This window comes from Pseudomonas sp. SJZ074, from assembly GCF_007828215.1.
Lineage (GTDB): Bacteria > Pseudomonadota > Gammaproteobacteria > Pseudomonadales > Pseudomonadaceae > Aquipseudomonas.
On sequence record NZ_VIUE01000003.1, the window covers coordinates 430,477 to 443,127 of the forward strand.

Below are 12,651 nucleotides of genomic sequence, written 5' to 3' on the forward strand. Positions count from 1 at the left end.
TGAGAACTTGCTTGACGCCCCCCTGAAAAACCCGTTTAATGCGCCCCGTTGCCCAGATAGCTCAGTCGGTAGAGCAGGGGATTGAAAATCCCCGTGTCGGCGGTTCGATTCCGTCTCTGGGCACCAAAATACCGAAAACCCCGATCAAGAAATTGATCGGGGTTTTTTATTGCCTGTTGTTTTATCAGCGGACCATTCTGATGACAGGACCTTGGCCATGTGAGCGACACAAGGTTTCATGCATGGTCGCTCAGAGCGTTGTTGCACGTTCGCCTCTTCAGGGCTGCCCCATCTGACCAGTGTCCTTCCCAAACCCTTGGCGCTCGACAGGGTGGCGGATCAACGACCCGAAGAAAACTGCTTCCCGGACCGAACCAAGGCGGGAATCGCGCGGATGTAAATCAACTCACTGACCAGTTCCACCAGGGTCTGAGTGATGACCGCAGCCGCTGCAAGCCCTCTGATCTCTTCCGGTAGGGCCAGCGCCAGTGGGAGCACCACCAATGAATTACGCGTAGCACTGCTGAACGCCACCGATCTGGCCGTTGTCGCGGGCAACTTGAAGAGCCGGGCTACCCAGGCCCCCAGCAGCGGTGCCAGGAACATGAAGGCAACATAAACAGGGACGACCGGCAATAACTTATCCACGTCCCTGACAACCCACCCAATCTGCGAAGCGATTACCACGACCAAGACAGCGGCCATGGCCGGAACGGGCATCCAGGCCCAGGCGTTGTGCCACCTTTTTATGAAGGGTGATTTCTTTATCCCGGCAGCGGTGGCTATCGCCAGCACCATCGGCAAAACAATCAGCACCACAAAGGCCTCGACGAATGGGCCGATAGAGATCACAACAGCTGAATCGCCACTGAGCATAAAGGCCAGGTACAGGGGTAACAGCACAAGTTGCAGAAGTAGCAGTACCGGTGTGGCTGCCAGAGTCAGTCTGGAATCACCCTTGCCGATATGAGTGAATACCACGACGTAATCGATACACGGGGTGAGCAAAACCAATAAGGCGCCTACAAGGATCGCCGGGTGATGAGTGAGCCCCCTGGTCAAGGCCCAGACCAACAACGGAATGACGATGAAGTTTGCCATGAGAAGGGCCAGCATGAAGCGCCTGTTGCCGAGCCCTTCGCGAAGATCGAGAAACGGGATCTGGAGAAACATGGCGTACATGAGCACCGCGATGACGGGAGTCACCAGCACACTCAGGGCCTGGGAGGCAGCAGGCGCAGCAAGGCCGGCGATGGCCGCGACGATGACAGCACCGAAGTAGATCGAAATCTGGTGCTGCTCCAACCGCTCTTTGTTCAAACTATGTCCTTATGACTCGCGAGTTTCTTCGGATGGCAACCTGAACCCAGATTTAAAGTACCCGCATCTTACCTCACCCCGACCCGTTCCCACGTTGCATCACACAACTGGCGCGAGGTCCCGGCTCTTTCGCCGCGTCTGCGACTCGGCTACATTCGACTCCCACTTGCCCTCCCGACAAACGAGCCGACATGGACATCACAGACCTTCCCTTTGGCACCACCGACTGGTCAACCATCGAACCCACCGAACACAAAGGCATCACCGGCACGGCGTATTGGCGGACACGACAATTCGGGAACATCCGGGTGCGAATGGTGGAATATACGGCGGGGTATCTGGCTGACCACTGGTGCACCAAGGGGCACATCCTGCTTTGTCTGAAAGGTGAGCTGAACACCGAGCTGGAGGATGGACGGCACTTCGTGCTCAAGCCTGGCATGAGCTATCAGGTGGCTGACCAGGCCGAGCCCCACCGTTCTTCGACATCCCAGGGTGCCACCCTGTTCGTGGTGGATTGAGGTTCGAAGCATTGGCCTTGAGGCTGTAGGATATACAGCCTTATCTCACGTCAGGAATCCGGCCCATGGCATCGGCGAACAAACAGCAGAAACGTAACCAGCGCGCCAAGGCGAAAGCCAAGCAGAACCGCGTTCAACGTGCAGCTGCGCCGAATGACTTCCTGGACCCGAACGATGAGCGCATCGATCTGGAAACGGTGGATCTGTCCGATCTGTTCAACCAGATGCGCATCGCCGAAAAAGTCAGCCAGCAGGCCATGTGCGCGGCCTTCCTCGGCCATCCACTGCTGGCGCTGGTGCTGGAGCAGGAAGGTGAAGAAGAAGCCACGGACTTCATCTTTACCGCCTTGATCGAATATCGTCGCCTGACCATGGGTGTCGACGAGCAAACCGCGCTGGACTGGGTCGAAAGCCCCCAATTCCAGGCCGATTACGTCGCGGCGTCCCGGGAACTGACGCAAGCGTCCGATTAACTTCGCTGCCCACGAAGCTGCCCGGTCGAACCGGGTAGCCTGCGTCAGAATTTTCCGCACACCGACATTTTATTCGGACAGTGCCTACAGGTCCTGACGCAACTGACATAGCCCCGCCTCAAACCGATCCCGCATGAATCCGTCGCTTTTCACCCAGGCCAAACAGCCTCGTCCGGCATCATCAACATACCGATTGGAGCATTCTTTTTTGGACCGCCCACCACTTCGGCTGATACTCGATGAGTCCACTTTTACCCCAAGACGATCCAAAGCTTGCGCCACTGATCAACGAACTCGGTGAGCTGATCCAGCAGGCACGCCGTAAAGTGCTGCGCGCCGTTGATACGCTTCAAGTACATACCTGCTGGCAGATTGGACGGCATATCGTTGAATTCGAGCAGAGAGGAGCAGAGCGTGCAGCTTATGGAAAACGGCTGCTGCCAATTCTGGCGAAAACACTTACGGCGAAGTTTGGTAAAGGCTTCGATGCCTCGAATCTGCGCTATATGCGGCTTTTTTATCAGGCATTCCCAAAGTGTGACGCACTGCGTCACGAATTGAGCTGGACCCATTACCGCTCGCTTCTACGGGTGGAAAACGATAACGCCCGGCACTGGTACATGAACGAAACCGCCACGCAAAACTGGTCCACCCGCGCTCTGGAACACCAGATCGGAACCTTCTGCTACGAGCGCCTGCTGGCAAGCCGCGACCGGCCCAAGGTGAAGCAGGAGGCCTCGGACAACCTGAAAGCCTTCGAACTCGGCCCAAGGGATATCGTCAGGGATCCGGTCGTCCTGGAGTTCCTCGGGCTGCCCAATGCCGGCCTCCTGCTGGAAACCGATCTGGAACAGGCCTTGCTCGACCAGCTACAGGGTTTCCTCCTCGAACTGGGCAAGGGCTTCGCCTTCGTTGCCCGTCAGCAACGCATCAGCACCGAGAGCAGGGACTTCTACATCGATCTCGTCTTCTACAACTATCTGCTCAAGTGCTTTGTGATTGTCGACCTCAAGCGTGGCGAACTCAGCCATCAGGACATCGGCCAGATGGACATGTACGTCCGCCTCTACGATGACCAGAGGCGCGGCCCGGACGACAAGCCCACCGTCGGAATTATCCTCTGCGCGCAAAAGGACGAGTCGGTAGTGCGCTACTCCGTATTGCAAGGCAACGAACAACTTTTCGCCAGCCAGTACCAGCTTGTACTCCCTACAGAAGAAGAGCTACGCAATGAACTGGATCGTGAGCGGGCGCGACTTGAGGAACGAGCATCGGGCACAGCGGCTGAAGGCAACTGACCCCCTCACGCTGATCTGGGCATTATCCGAGTCCGAAGCGGTAAACTACCCGTCTAACAGACCACCGACCCTGCCAAAATGGCTTGAGGCGGACATTGCCACCTGACGAATTGGAAACCGAAGCCCGATGGCCTCATTGAATAAGCAGCAGAAACGCGCCAGGCGCGCCAAAGACAAAGCCAAGCAGATCCGCATGACCGGGCGCAAATCCATTCCAATGTATGGCGATCCGGCCCACGCTACCGCTCAGCCACCCGTCTACGTACTGGAGTTGTTCGCCAAACTGCGCGAAGCCGAAGCCGTCGGTCGAAGCGAATTGCTCGATACGCTGCTTTCTTCCCTGAGCGTGATGATCAGCGAACGCCCGGGCCTGCTGGATCTGAAGAACGCCGAGAACGAAAGCATGGCGGCAACCAACCTGGCCGCCGACATGCTGGTGGATTACCGCATGTGGGCCGACGATATGGACCGCGAAACGGCACGGCGCTGGCTCAGCACTCCCGAATTCATCAAGGACTTCAGCGAAGCGCTGGACCGTTATCGCCAATCGATGGAAGAGCCCGCCGGCGAGTAAGCCGATTGGCTATTCGTCACCGTTCCAATGGAACACCAGATTGCGTGCGGCCCCGTTGCCTATGTCGGCGGTGTCGCGGCGCTCTTCGCCATTACGTGTCGCCATCACGGCGTACTTGCCCGGCGGCAGTTGCACATAAACCAACGGTCCCGCGTCATCCAGCGTCAGCAGTGTTTGCCCCGATGCGTTGTGGATCGTGACGTGCACATCAGGGATGTATTTGTTTTCAGGCCCGACCGCAAAAATCATGTGCAGGTTGTACCCCTGCGCCTGCCTGATGGCCCGGGCCTCGTCCTCGCCAATACCACCGGACAGGTAGGTGATGCCGTTTTGCTGTAGCGGCTGAACCTGCACGCCGGCGTTGTCTATTGGAGCGAGGTTGGTGGCGTTGAGCATGATGGGGAACAGCAGTGCACCAATTGCGATAAGGCAATGGAGGGTTTTCATGATGGCAACTCCTGATTCTGGAAAGCCATCTCATTTGATTGGTTAACCAACGTTCGGGTTTAGATCAATTGGAAGTTGGCTCGAATGCAGTTTGGAATGAAACGCTCATCCGGTTAACCCTTCCAACCCCCGCCCAAAGCTGGCACCATCGCGCCTTTTTTTACGCGACTCCCCCGGATCTTCACCGGCAAACACGGTTCAAACAGCCGTTCGGTTGTTGATGGCGCGACAGTCTGCTGTGCCGATGCGACAAGCTGCCGCACATCACCGGTTTACCACCCGTAGCGCTGTTGGCTGCCGTTCGGACGCATGCTAGCTTGGCCGCCTCGCCAGGAAGGCTGCCAACAGCAAGGGAGCACTTATCATGAGGACCGCACATGGCCCAGGCCACGCCCGCGCTTGAAATCCGCAACCTGCACAAACGCTACGGGCAGCTGGAGGTGCTCAAAGGCGTCTCGCTGACCGCCCGCGACGGCGATGTGATCTCGATCCTGGGCTCCTCCGGTTCCGGCAAGTCCACGTTCCTGCGCTGCATCAATCTGTTGGAGAACCCCAACCAGGGCGAGATCCTGGTGGCCGGTGAAGCGCTCAAGCTCAAGGCCGCGAAAAACGGTGAACTGGTGGCCGCCGACGGCAAACAGATCAATCGCATGCGCAGCGAGATTGGTTTTGTGTTTCAAAACTTTAACCTCTGGCCACATATGAGCGTGCTCGACAACATCATCGAAGCCCCACGCCGAGTACTCGGCCAAAGTAAGGCCGAAGCAGTCGAAGTAGCCGAAGCCTTGCTGGCCAAGGTCGGCATCGCCGACAAACGTCACGCCTATCCCGCCGAGCTGTCCGGCGGCCAGCAGCAACGAGCCGCCATCGCCCGAACCCTGGCGATGCAACCCAAGGTTATCCTGTTCGACGAGCCCACTTCCGCCCTTGACCCGGAAATGGTCCAGGAAGTACTTAATGTGATCCGCGCCCTGGCCGAAGAAGGTCGCACCATGCTGCTGGTGACCCACGAAATGGGGTTCGCCCGTCAGGTTTCCAGCGAAGTGGTGTTCCTCCATCAGGGCCTGGTCGAAGAGCAAGGATCGCCACAGCAGGTCTTCGAAAACCCGCTTTCGGCGCGCTGCAAGCAATTCATGTCCAGCAACCGCTAACGGAGCAGTGCATATGCAGACTTACAAGAAAATCCTCCTGGCCGCTGTCGCCAGCCTGGTGCTCTCGGCCAATGCCGCGGAGACCCCAAAATTGAAAATGGGCATCGAAGCCGCCTACCCGCCGTTCAACAACAAGGACGCCAGTGGTCAGGTCGTGGGCTTCGACAAGGACATCGGTGACGCCCTGTGTGCCAAGATGAAAGTCGAATGCGAAGTGGTCACCTCCGATTGGGACGGCATCATCCCGGCCCTGAACGCCAAGAAGTTCGACTTCCTGATTTCCTCTCTGTCGATTACCGAAGAGCGTAAGCAGGCCGTGGACTTCACCGATCCGTACTACTCCAACAAACTGCAATTCATCGCGCCGAAGAATGTCGAGTTCAAGACCGACAAGGCTTCACTCAAAGGCAAGGTCATCGGTGCTCAACGCGCGACCCTCGCCGGTACCTGGCTGGAAGACGAACTGGGCAGCGACATCACGGCCAAGCTCTACGACACCCAGGAAAACGCCTACCTGGACCTGACCTCCGGCCGCGTCGACGCGATCCTGGCGGACAAATACGTAAACTACGACTGGCTGAAAACCGACGCCGGCCGCGCTTATGAATTCAAGGGCGACCCGGTGGTGGAAAGCGACAAGATCGGCATCGCCGTGCGCAAGGGTGACGACGACCTGCGCAACAAGCTGAACGCCGCGTTGAAAGAAATTGTTGCCGACGGCACCTATAAAAAGATCAACGACAAGTACTTCCCGTTCAGCATCTACTGATGCGGACGTGCCTGGTCGGCGCTGCTGTACCGCAGCGCCGGCCCTTAGCAAAGCCTGCCGCGATATGAACACATACCCATGATGATCGACCTCTACGGATTCGGCCCGGCGCTTGCCGCTGGCGCACTGATGACCGTCAAACTGGCGCTCTCGGCCTTGTGCCTGGGACTGGTGCTCGGCCTGCTCGGCGCCCTGGCCAAGACCTCTGCCCATAAGCCGCTGCAATGGCTTGGTGGCACCTATTCGACACTGGTCCGCGGCGTCCCGGAATTGCTCTGGGTGCTGCTGATCTACTTTGGCACCATCAATCTGATGGGAGCCCTGGGCAAGTACTTCGGCAACCCGGACCTGGCCCTCAATCCTTTCTCCGCCGGCGTCATCGCCTTGGGGCTGTGTTTTGGTGCCTACGCCACGGAAGTGTTTCGTGGCGCGATCCTGGCGATCCCCAAAGGTCACCGTGAAGCCGGCGTGGCCCTGGGCCTGTCGAAATGGCGGATCTTCACCAAGTTGATCATGCCGCAGATGTGGCGCATTGCCCTGCCCGGCCTGGGCAACCTGTTCATGATCCTGATGAAGGATACCGCACTGGTTTCGGTGATAGGCCTGGAAGAAATCATGCGCCACGCACAGATCGGCGTGACCGTATCCAAGCAACCCTTCACCTTCTACATGGTGGCCGCGTTCATGTACCTGGGCCTGACGGTCCTGGCCATGGCTGGCATGCATATGCTGGAACGACGCGCCGCCCGCGGCTTTGCCAGGAGCACCCAATGAACTGGGAAGTCATCATCAAATGGCTGCCAAAACTGGCCCAAGGCGCGACACTGACCCTGGAACTGGTTGCCATCGCCGTGATCGCCGGCTTGTTGCTGGCGGTTCCGCTGGGCATCGCCCGCTCCTCGCGCCTCTGGTACGTGCGGGCACTGCCCTACGCCTACATCTTCTTTTTCCGCGGCACACCGTTGTTGGTCCAGCTGTTTCTGGTCTATTACGGCCTGGCGCAATTCGACGCCGTACGCAGCAGCGCATTGTGGCCATACCTGCGGGATCCGTTCTGGTGCGCCACCGCCACCATGACCTTGCACACTGCCGCCTACATCGCCGAGATCCTGCGGGGCGCGATCCAGGCCATCCCCAAAGGCGAGATCGAAGCCGCCCGGGCCCTGGGCATGTCGCGACCCAAGGCGCTGTTCTACATCATGCTGCCGCGGGCCGCGCGAATCGGGCTGCCGGCCTACAGCAACGAAGTGATCCTGATGCTCAAGGCCAGCGCCCTGGCGAGCACTGTGACCCTGCTGGAACTCACCGGCATGGCCCGCACCATCATCGCCCGGACCTACCTGCCCGTGGAGATCTTTTTCGCGGCGGGCTTGTTCTATCTGGTGATAGCGTTCCTGCTGGTGCAAGGTTTCAAGCAGCTAGAACGCTGGTTACGCGTCGATGCCTGCCAGGGGCGCTGAAGCCGACGTGCTGACGGGCGCAGCGTTGCTCGCCCGCTTCGTCGAACTGGATGAATTTCTCACGACACACCAGGCGCTGTGGGAACCCCGCCCGTTTACCCACTTGCAACTGCCCTGGGAAACATCGTATCCGGAACTCGCCCAGTGGCTACGCCGGCGTTCGCTGGAAGATGCGGAGAACGACCATCACCAGCCCTGGCTGATCGAGCACGCGCCAGCGCCGTTTCCGCAGTTGGCGATGCGCTCCCATGCATTGAGCACTGTCGCGGAACTGCCCGGCAGACGACTCGAAGCGCCAACCCAGCGCCTCAACGTCGACGTACCCGGGCGCAAGTGGCAGCAGATCGAAGCCTTCGCCAGCCGCCTGCAATTCTCCACCGAACCGACCCACTGGCTCGACTGGTGCGCCGGCAAGGGCCACCTCGGCAGACGTTTGCTGCACAGTGACCAACGACTGACCTGTCTGGAATACGATCCAGCATTGGTCATCAACGGCCAACAACTCAGCCAGCGTCACCATTTGGCCGCCACGCACCTGCAGCAAGATGTACTGGCACCGGAGGCAGCCCAGGCGATCCATGCCGAGCACACACCGGTCGCCCTGCACGCCTGCGGTGACTTGCATGTCCGTCTGATGCAACTGGCCTCCGCCGCTGGTTGCACCCAGCTGGCGATTGCACCCTGCTGCTATAACCGCATTAGCGCTGACCGTTATCAGCCACTGTCCGACGCCGCACGGGACTCAGCCCTGCAGTTGTCCATCGACGATCTCGGCCTGCCACTGACCGAAACCGTTACCGCCGGGGCCCGTGTGCGCAGACAACGAGATCAGTCCATGGCCCGGCGCCTGGGTTTCGACCTACTGCAACGACAGATCCGAGGCCACAACGACTACCTACCCACCCCCTCATTACCCACTGCGTGGCTGGATAAATCCTTCGATCAATACTGCATCGATCTGGCAGCCCTGAAAAACCTGTCCATCGTTGGCTCGCCGGATTGGGTCGCCCTAGAAGCCGCAGGTCATCGACGTTTGGTCGAGGTGCGTAACTTGGAACTGGTGCGTGGCCTTTTCCGACGGCCACTGGAACTTTGGCTGGCACTGGATCGAGCTCTTTTCCTCACTGGAAAAGGCTACGACGTTCGCCTTGGCACTTTCTGCGAAACACCCATTACACCGCGAAATCTGATGCTGCTGGCAGAGCGTTGCCGAGGTGAAACAGCCTGTGGATAACTCTGTTGATGGAATATGCCTGGATCCAATAAATCCGCGTTTTGTTAAGCAAATTACAACTGATCATTTTTTGCTCATCAACAGAAAAAACCATTAAAACAGGCATTTGCAAGCAAACGAGAAGGCTGTCACAAAATCGCAAGACGCCATTCGTCCAGTCGTGTCCGTTGTGCATAAGCGCCCAAGCAAATCGGCATAACGGTCGAAAAATCAGGAGTGGAAAGCACCAGCCATCACATCCCTACCTGCGCCAAACAGGTCAAGGCGTGCTCCAGGTCCCCCTGAACAACCGTGCCTGCCAAGCCGAGGACAAACCAGGAAAGCTTCCGGTTCTCAGCCGACCTAAGGTCCGGGCAAAAATAGTCAGAATTCAGGGGTTTACAGAAATCACTCAATCGCTATAATCGTCGCCCACACGCCGGTATAGCTCAGATGGTAGAGCAACTGACTTGTAATCAGTAGGTCCCGGGTTCGATTCCTGGTGCCGGCACCATACAAGACGAAGCCCTCGCAGAAATGCGGGGGCTTTGTTGTTTCTGGAGGTTGAACCTTCCTAGGAGCTAGATAAGACCGATATCGCCTTATCGGCATCCACAGACCGAACCTTGCCTGCGCACCTACCCGTTACAATTTCACGTCAGGACAATGTTGACGGTCTCTTACACCGACCTATAATGCACCCCAACACACCCGCCAAGCCTAGGTTGACCCAGTCAGCAAGCTCAAATCGTGCGGGTTTTTTTTGCCCGGAGAAAACTACAATGAGGCCCTTCGACAAACCGGCTCTCAGCGTAGAACAGCAATTGGAACTGCTAAAGCAACGAGGTTTGCACATCGCCAACGATGATCGGGCCATGCGTTTTCTCGAAGTGGTCACGCTGTTTCGCCTGAGTCCCTATATGCGCCCCTTTCAGGAGTCAGATCCTGAACATACTTTCAAGCCCGGCAGCAAACTGAAGGCAATCGTCGATATCTACCGCTTCGATGGTTCGTTACGGCGCATCACCATGGATGCCATCGAACGTGTCGAAGTCGCCATACGAGCGACTATCAGCAATCATATGTGCCCCAAGTACGGGCCTGACTGGATAGCTGACGCGTCAGTCTTCTCCTCTTCATACTCACACCCCGATCTGTTGCGTCCGTTGCGGGAGCAATTGAATAAGGAACGCAACAAACTCAGACGAGATATCGACCGCATCAAAAAGGGCCGGCAAGCCGATGGGCTCCAACAACAGCGGATAGAAAACCGCATGCGTGACAACTACTTCCGATATTACGCTGCAACCTATGCCTCCCCTGAGCTGCCACCCGCCTGGGCGGTCCTGGAAGAACTCAGCCTTGGGACGGTATCTACCCTCTTCAATGCCATAGGCAAAAGCGCCGACAAGAAAGCTATCGCCACCAGATTCAGCCTACCCTTCGAAGTACTGGCCTCCTGGCTACACACGCTGACCTTCATTCGCAACTGCTGTGCCCACCACTCACGACTATGGAACCGAGAGCTCTCGATTCGACCGTCCTTACCTAAAGAATGGGCCATTCCCACTGCCCCCGCCGACCAGCCTCAGCCCAAACAGCGGCTATACGTCGTATTGACGATGCTGGCCTACCTAACCGACTTGATCAGCCCAGACAGCCAGTGGAAGCTTCGCCTGGCCGAAATCATGGATCAGCAGGAACTGGATTACTTGAGGCTCATGGGATTTCCAAATGATTGGAAAGATCAACAGCAATGGCGCCTAACGTAGAGAAACTGGAAACAGATTGCGGTAAATTCCCCGCTTCACTGCTGACTGACACCTCTATCCTGAGAAGGGCAGTTGCCTTCAAAAAATAGCGGAGGCAGCCGCAAAAAAGCTAAGCTGACAAGCCACGGCTGAATGCGGCCAACGTAGGGAAACGATGCATGAGAACTGACGAACCGAGCAAAGGACGCATCGCTAAATCAGCGCGAGATGAGTTCAGTTCTACTACGAAAAGCATGCTTGCACTGCGCGTTGCCTACCGTTGCTCATTTAGAAACTGCGACAAGACAACCATCGGCCCAAGCGATTCCGCCATTACCAAAACCATAAGCATCGGTGAGGCTGCCCATATCACCGCTGCTGCACCGGGAGGCGCGCGGTACGATCCCACCCTGACCCCAGAGCAGAGGACTAGCATCAGCAACGGGATATGGATGTGTAAAATTCACGCTCGGCTCATCGATGTTGATCCCTCTGTCTACCCCGCACACTTACTCCGCGCAATGAAAGCCGAGCACGAAGCGCGCATAAATCTTGAAATTTCCGGTTTAAACCCTGGACGAAACGCTTTTGACTTCATAGCCATCGGCCCGTCGATAGTTTTTGTCGGTGATTTAGTAGCTGCAGAGCAGAGCAAGTGGAGCTATCGCGTAGAGCACTTCGTAATAGGAAATCTTTCTGAACTGTTGAGATACATAGACCAGTTCGAAAGCGCAGATCCTTATGATAAATACGTGCTCGTCAATGAACTTGGTGACGGCCGCGAACTGTTGGCCGCGCCGTCATGGTCGAAAACCGGCAATGACTGCGTGATCACAACTCTGGTTAAGCCCAGTTTTCCGAAGATCGATGTCCATCAGCTTCCAATGACGATGGCACTGGGTGACGACCATGACTTTCAAATACTCAACGGAAGTCTCGCTCGTATAAGAGGCTTGGAGGCGCTCCCTCAACAAGTCAAAACGTGTCTTTCAATGAGCCGTGCGGAGTCCTACTTCGCTCCCAGCTACGGCACGCGAATTCGTGAGTATTCCGTCGGTTTCTTTGGCTCGCCCTGGCTTCCACGTCTAATCAAGCTGGAGGCGATTAGGATGGCCGCAATTCCATACGTAGACAGCCACGGCATAACACCGCCGACGACGCCGTTGCGCTGTGTTCGGAAGGTTATTTCGATTGAGCAAATCGACACTGTCGGTGAGGGTGGCTGGTATCGATTCCGTGTCGATCTCGATATTGAGGGGTTAGGCGAATGGTCACGCGAAATGCCAATCCTCATATCCGAGAATCTCTGAGTGCCTATCCGCCACGTAACAGGCGAGCCAGAGCCCGCGGAACATAAGGGTTTTGGCGTGTCCGCACGTAACAAGGAACCACTTAACTCATTGTTTTATAAGTCTTAAGCACCTTCCTTTTAATCAGTAGGTCCCGGGTTCGACTCCTGGTGCCGGCACCATACAAGACGAAGCCCTCGCAGAAATGCGGGGGCTTTGTTGTTTCTGGGTGTTCACTTTTCCTCCACACCCTGAAAAAACCTGTGGGAGCGAGCCTGTTCTGGTCAAGTTTTTCCGGACACCGATTACGGTGATCAAGCTGCCTGCTGCTCCATGGCTATTGGCGGCAGGTAGTTGTTATGGCTGTGGAGCCTGATTCGGTTGT

At 57.1% G+C, this 12,651-nt stretch carries 13 protein-coding genes and 2 tRNA genes; 13 read left to right on the forward strand and 2 right to left on the reverse strand.

Annotated elements, in window-relative coordinates; genetic code table 11:
* The first annotated feature begins 50 nt into the window (after positions 1-50).
* Positions 51-126 (forward strand) — tRNA-Phe (locus FBX99_RS06430).
* A 213-nt stretch (positions 127-339) separates the two neighbouring features.
* Here the strand turns inward: FBX99_RS06430 and FBX99_RS06435 are convergent.
* Positions 340-1,320, reverse strand: a complete 981-nt coding sequence (locus tag FBX99_RS06435; protein WP_144928802.1) for an arsenic resistance protein — start codon at positions 1,318-1,320, stop codon at positions 340-342.
* A gap of 191 nt (positions 1,321-1,511) precedes the next feature.
* Here FBX99_RS06435 and FBX99_RS06440 point away from each other — a divergent pair, with 191 nt between their 5' ends.
* The 4 genes from FBX99_RS06440 (at position 1,512) to FBX99_RS06455 (ending at position 4,186) form a co-directional block, all read left to right on the forward strand.
* On the forward strand, positions 1,512-1,841 hold the full coding sequence (locus FBX99_RS06440) for a DHCW motif cupin fold protein (protein WP_047699844.1): 330 nt from the start codon (positions 1,512-1,514) through the stop codon (positions 1,839-1,841).
* A 65-nt stretch (positions 1,842-1,906) separates the two neighbouring features.
* On the forward strand, positions 1,907-2,314 hold the full coding sequence (locus FBX99_RS06445; RefSeq protein ID WP_144928800.1) for a hypothetical protein: 408 nt from the start codon (positions 1,907-1,909) through the stop codon (positions 2,312-2,314).
* A 239-nt stretch (positions 2,315-2,553) separates the two neighbouring features.
* A complete protein-coding gene (locus FBX99_RS06450; protein ID WP_145130965.1) occupies positions 2,554-3,612 on the forward strand; it encodes a YhcG family protein in 1,059 nt (352 codons plus the stop codon).
* 127 nt (positions 3,613-3,739) lie between these two features.
* The gene (locus FBX99_RS06455; protein WP_144928796.1) at positions 3,740-4,186 is read left to right on the forward strand and encodes a hypothetical protein; all 447 of its coding nucleotides are present in this window, start codon (positions 3,740-3,742) and stop codon (positions 4,184-4,186) included.
* A gap of 9 nt (positions 4,187-4,195) precedes the next feature.
* On the opposite strand, the gene FBX99_RS06460 is transcribed toward FBX99_RS06455, so the two are convergent.
* A complete protein-coding gene (locus FBX99_RS06460; protein ID WP_145130967.1) occupies positions 4,196-4,633 on the reverse strand; it encodes a carboxypeptidase regulatory-like domain-containing protein in 438 nt (145 codons plus the stop codon).
* A 377-nt stretch (positions 4,634-5,010) separates the two neighbouring features.
* Here FBX99_RS06460 and FBX99_RS06465 point away from each other — a divergent pair, with 377 nt between their 5' ends.
* The 8 genes from FBX99_RS06465 (at position 5,011) to FBX99_RS06500 (ending at position 12,287) form a co-directional block, all read left to right on the forward strand.
* Positions 5,011-5,784, forward strand: coding sequence for an ABC transporter ATP-binding protein (locus tag FBX99_RS06465; RefSeq protein ID WP_145130969.1), 774 nt, complete (start codon positions 5,011-5,013; stop codon positions 5,782-5,784).
* Positions 5,785-5,797: 13 nt separating this feature from the next.
* Entirely contained in the window at positions 5,798-6,553 is a 756-nt protein-coding gene (locus FBX99_RS06470) for an ABC transporter substrate-binding protein (protein WP_145130971.1), read from the forward strand.
* A 78-nt stretch (positions 6,554-6,631) separates the two neighbouring features.
* Positions 6,632-7,327: an ABC transporter permease gene (locus FBX99_RS06475; RefSeq protein WP_047699855.1), complete on the forward strand. Its 696-nt coding sequence runs from the start codon at positions 6,632-6,634 to the stop codon at positions 7,325-7,327.
* Complete coding sequence (locus FBX99_RS06480) at positions 7,324-8,013, forward strand: ABC transporter permease (RefSeq protein WP_144928789.1); 690 nt, start codon at positions 7,324-7,326, stop codon at positions 8,011-8,013. The genes FBX99_RS06475 and FBX99_RS06480 overlap by 4 nt, the downstream gene beginning before the upstream one ends.
* A complete protein-coding gene (locus FBX99_RS06485; protein ID WP_144928787.1) occupies positions 7,994-9,247 on the forward strand; it encodes a methyltransferase in 1,254 nt (417 codons plus the stop codon). Before FBX99_RS06480 ends, FBX99_RS06485 begins: the two co-directional genes overlap by 20 nt.
* Before the next feature lie 417 nt (positions 9,248-9,664).
* Positions 9,665-9,740: transfer RNA gene (locus FBX99_RS06490), tRNA-Thr, on the forward strand.
* Positions 9,741-10,008: 268 nt separating this feature from the next.
* Positions 10,009-10,998 (forward strand): Abi family protein, encoded by a 990-nt coding sequence (locus FBX99_RS06495; RefSeq protein WP_145130973.1) that lies wholly within the window; start codon positions 10,009-10,011, stop codon positions 10,996-10,998.
* Between the two features lie 158 nt (positions 10,999-11,156).
* Positions 11,157-12,287 (forward strand): hypothetical protein, encoded by a 1,131-nt coding sequence (locus FBX99_RS06500; protein ID WP_178111845.1) that lies wholly within the window; start codon positions 11,157-11,159, stop codon positions 12,285-12,287.
* Positions 12,288-12,651 lie beyond the last annotated feature (364 nt).

Bases quoted from the DNA above. Each gene is read 5' to 3' on its own strand.
- FBX99_RS06475 (WP_047699855.1), top strand. From the start codon at position 6,632: ATGATGATCGACCTCTACGGATTCGGCCCGGCGCTTGCCGCTGGCGCA.
- FBX99_RS06450 (WP_145130965.1), top strand. From the start codon at position 2,554: ATGAGTCCACTTTTACCCCAAGACGATCCAAAGCTTGCGCCACTGATC.
- FBX99_RS06485 (WP_144928787.1), top strand. From the start codon at position 7,994: ATGCCTGCCAGGGGCGCTGAAGCCGACGTGCTGACGGGCGCAGCGTTG.
- FBX99_RS06455 (WP_144928796.1), top strand. From the start codon at position 3,740: ATGGCCTCATTGAATAAGCAGCAGAAACGCGCCAGGCGCGCCAAAGAC.
- FBX99_RS06445 (WP_144928800.1), top strand. From the start codon at position 1,907: ATGGCATCGGCGAACAAACAGCAGAAACGTAACCAGCGCGCCAAGGCG.
- FBX99_RS06465 (WP_145130969.1), top strand. From the start codon at position 5,011: ATGGCCCAGGCCACGCCCGCGCTTGAAATCCGCAACCTGCACAAACGC.
- FBX99_RS06460 (WP_145130967.1), bottom strand. From the start codon at position 4,633: ATGAAAACCCTCCATTGCCTTATCGCAATTGGTGCACTGCTGTTCCCC.
- FBX99_RS06495 (WP_145130973.1), top strand. From the start codon at position 10,009: ATGAGGCCCTTCGACAAACCGGCTCTCAGCGTAGAACAGCAATTGGAA.
- FBX99_RS06480 (WP_144928789.1), top strand. From the start codon at position 7,324: ATGAACTGGGAAGTCATCATCAAATGGCTGCCAAAACTGGCCCAAGGC.
- FBX99_RS06470 (WP_145130971.1), top strand. From the start codon at position 5,798: ATGCAGACTTACAAGAAAATCCTCCTGGCCGCTGTCGCCAGCCTGGTG.
- FBX99_RS06440 (WP_047699844.1), top strand. From the start codon at position 1,512: ATGGACATCACAGACCTTCCCTTTGGCACCACCGACTGGTCAACCATC.
- FBX99_RS06500 (WP_178111845.1), top strand. From the start codon at position 11,157: ATGAGAACTGACGAACCGAGCAAAGGACGCATCGCTAAATCAGCGCGA.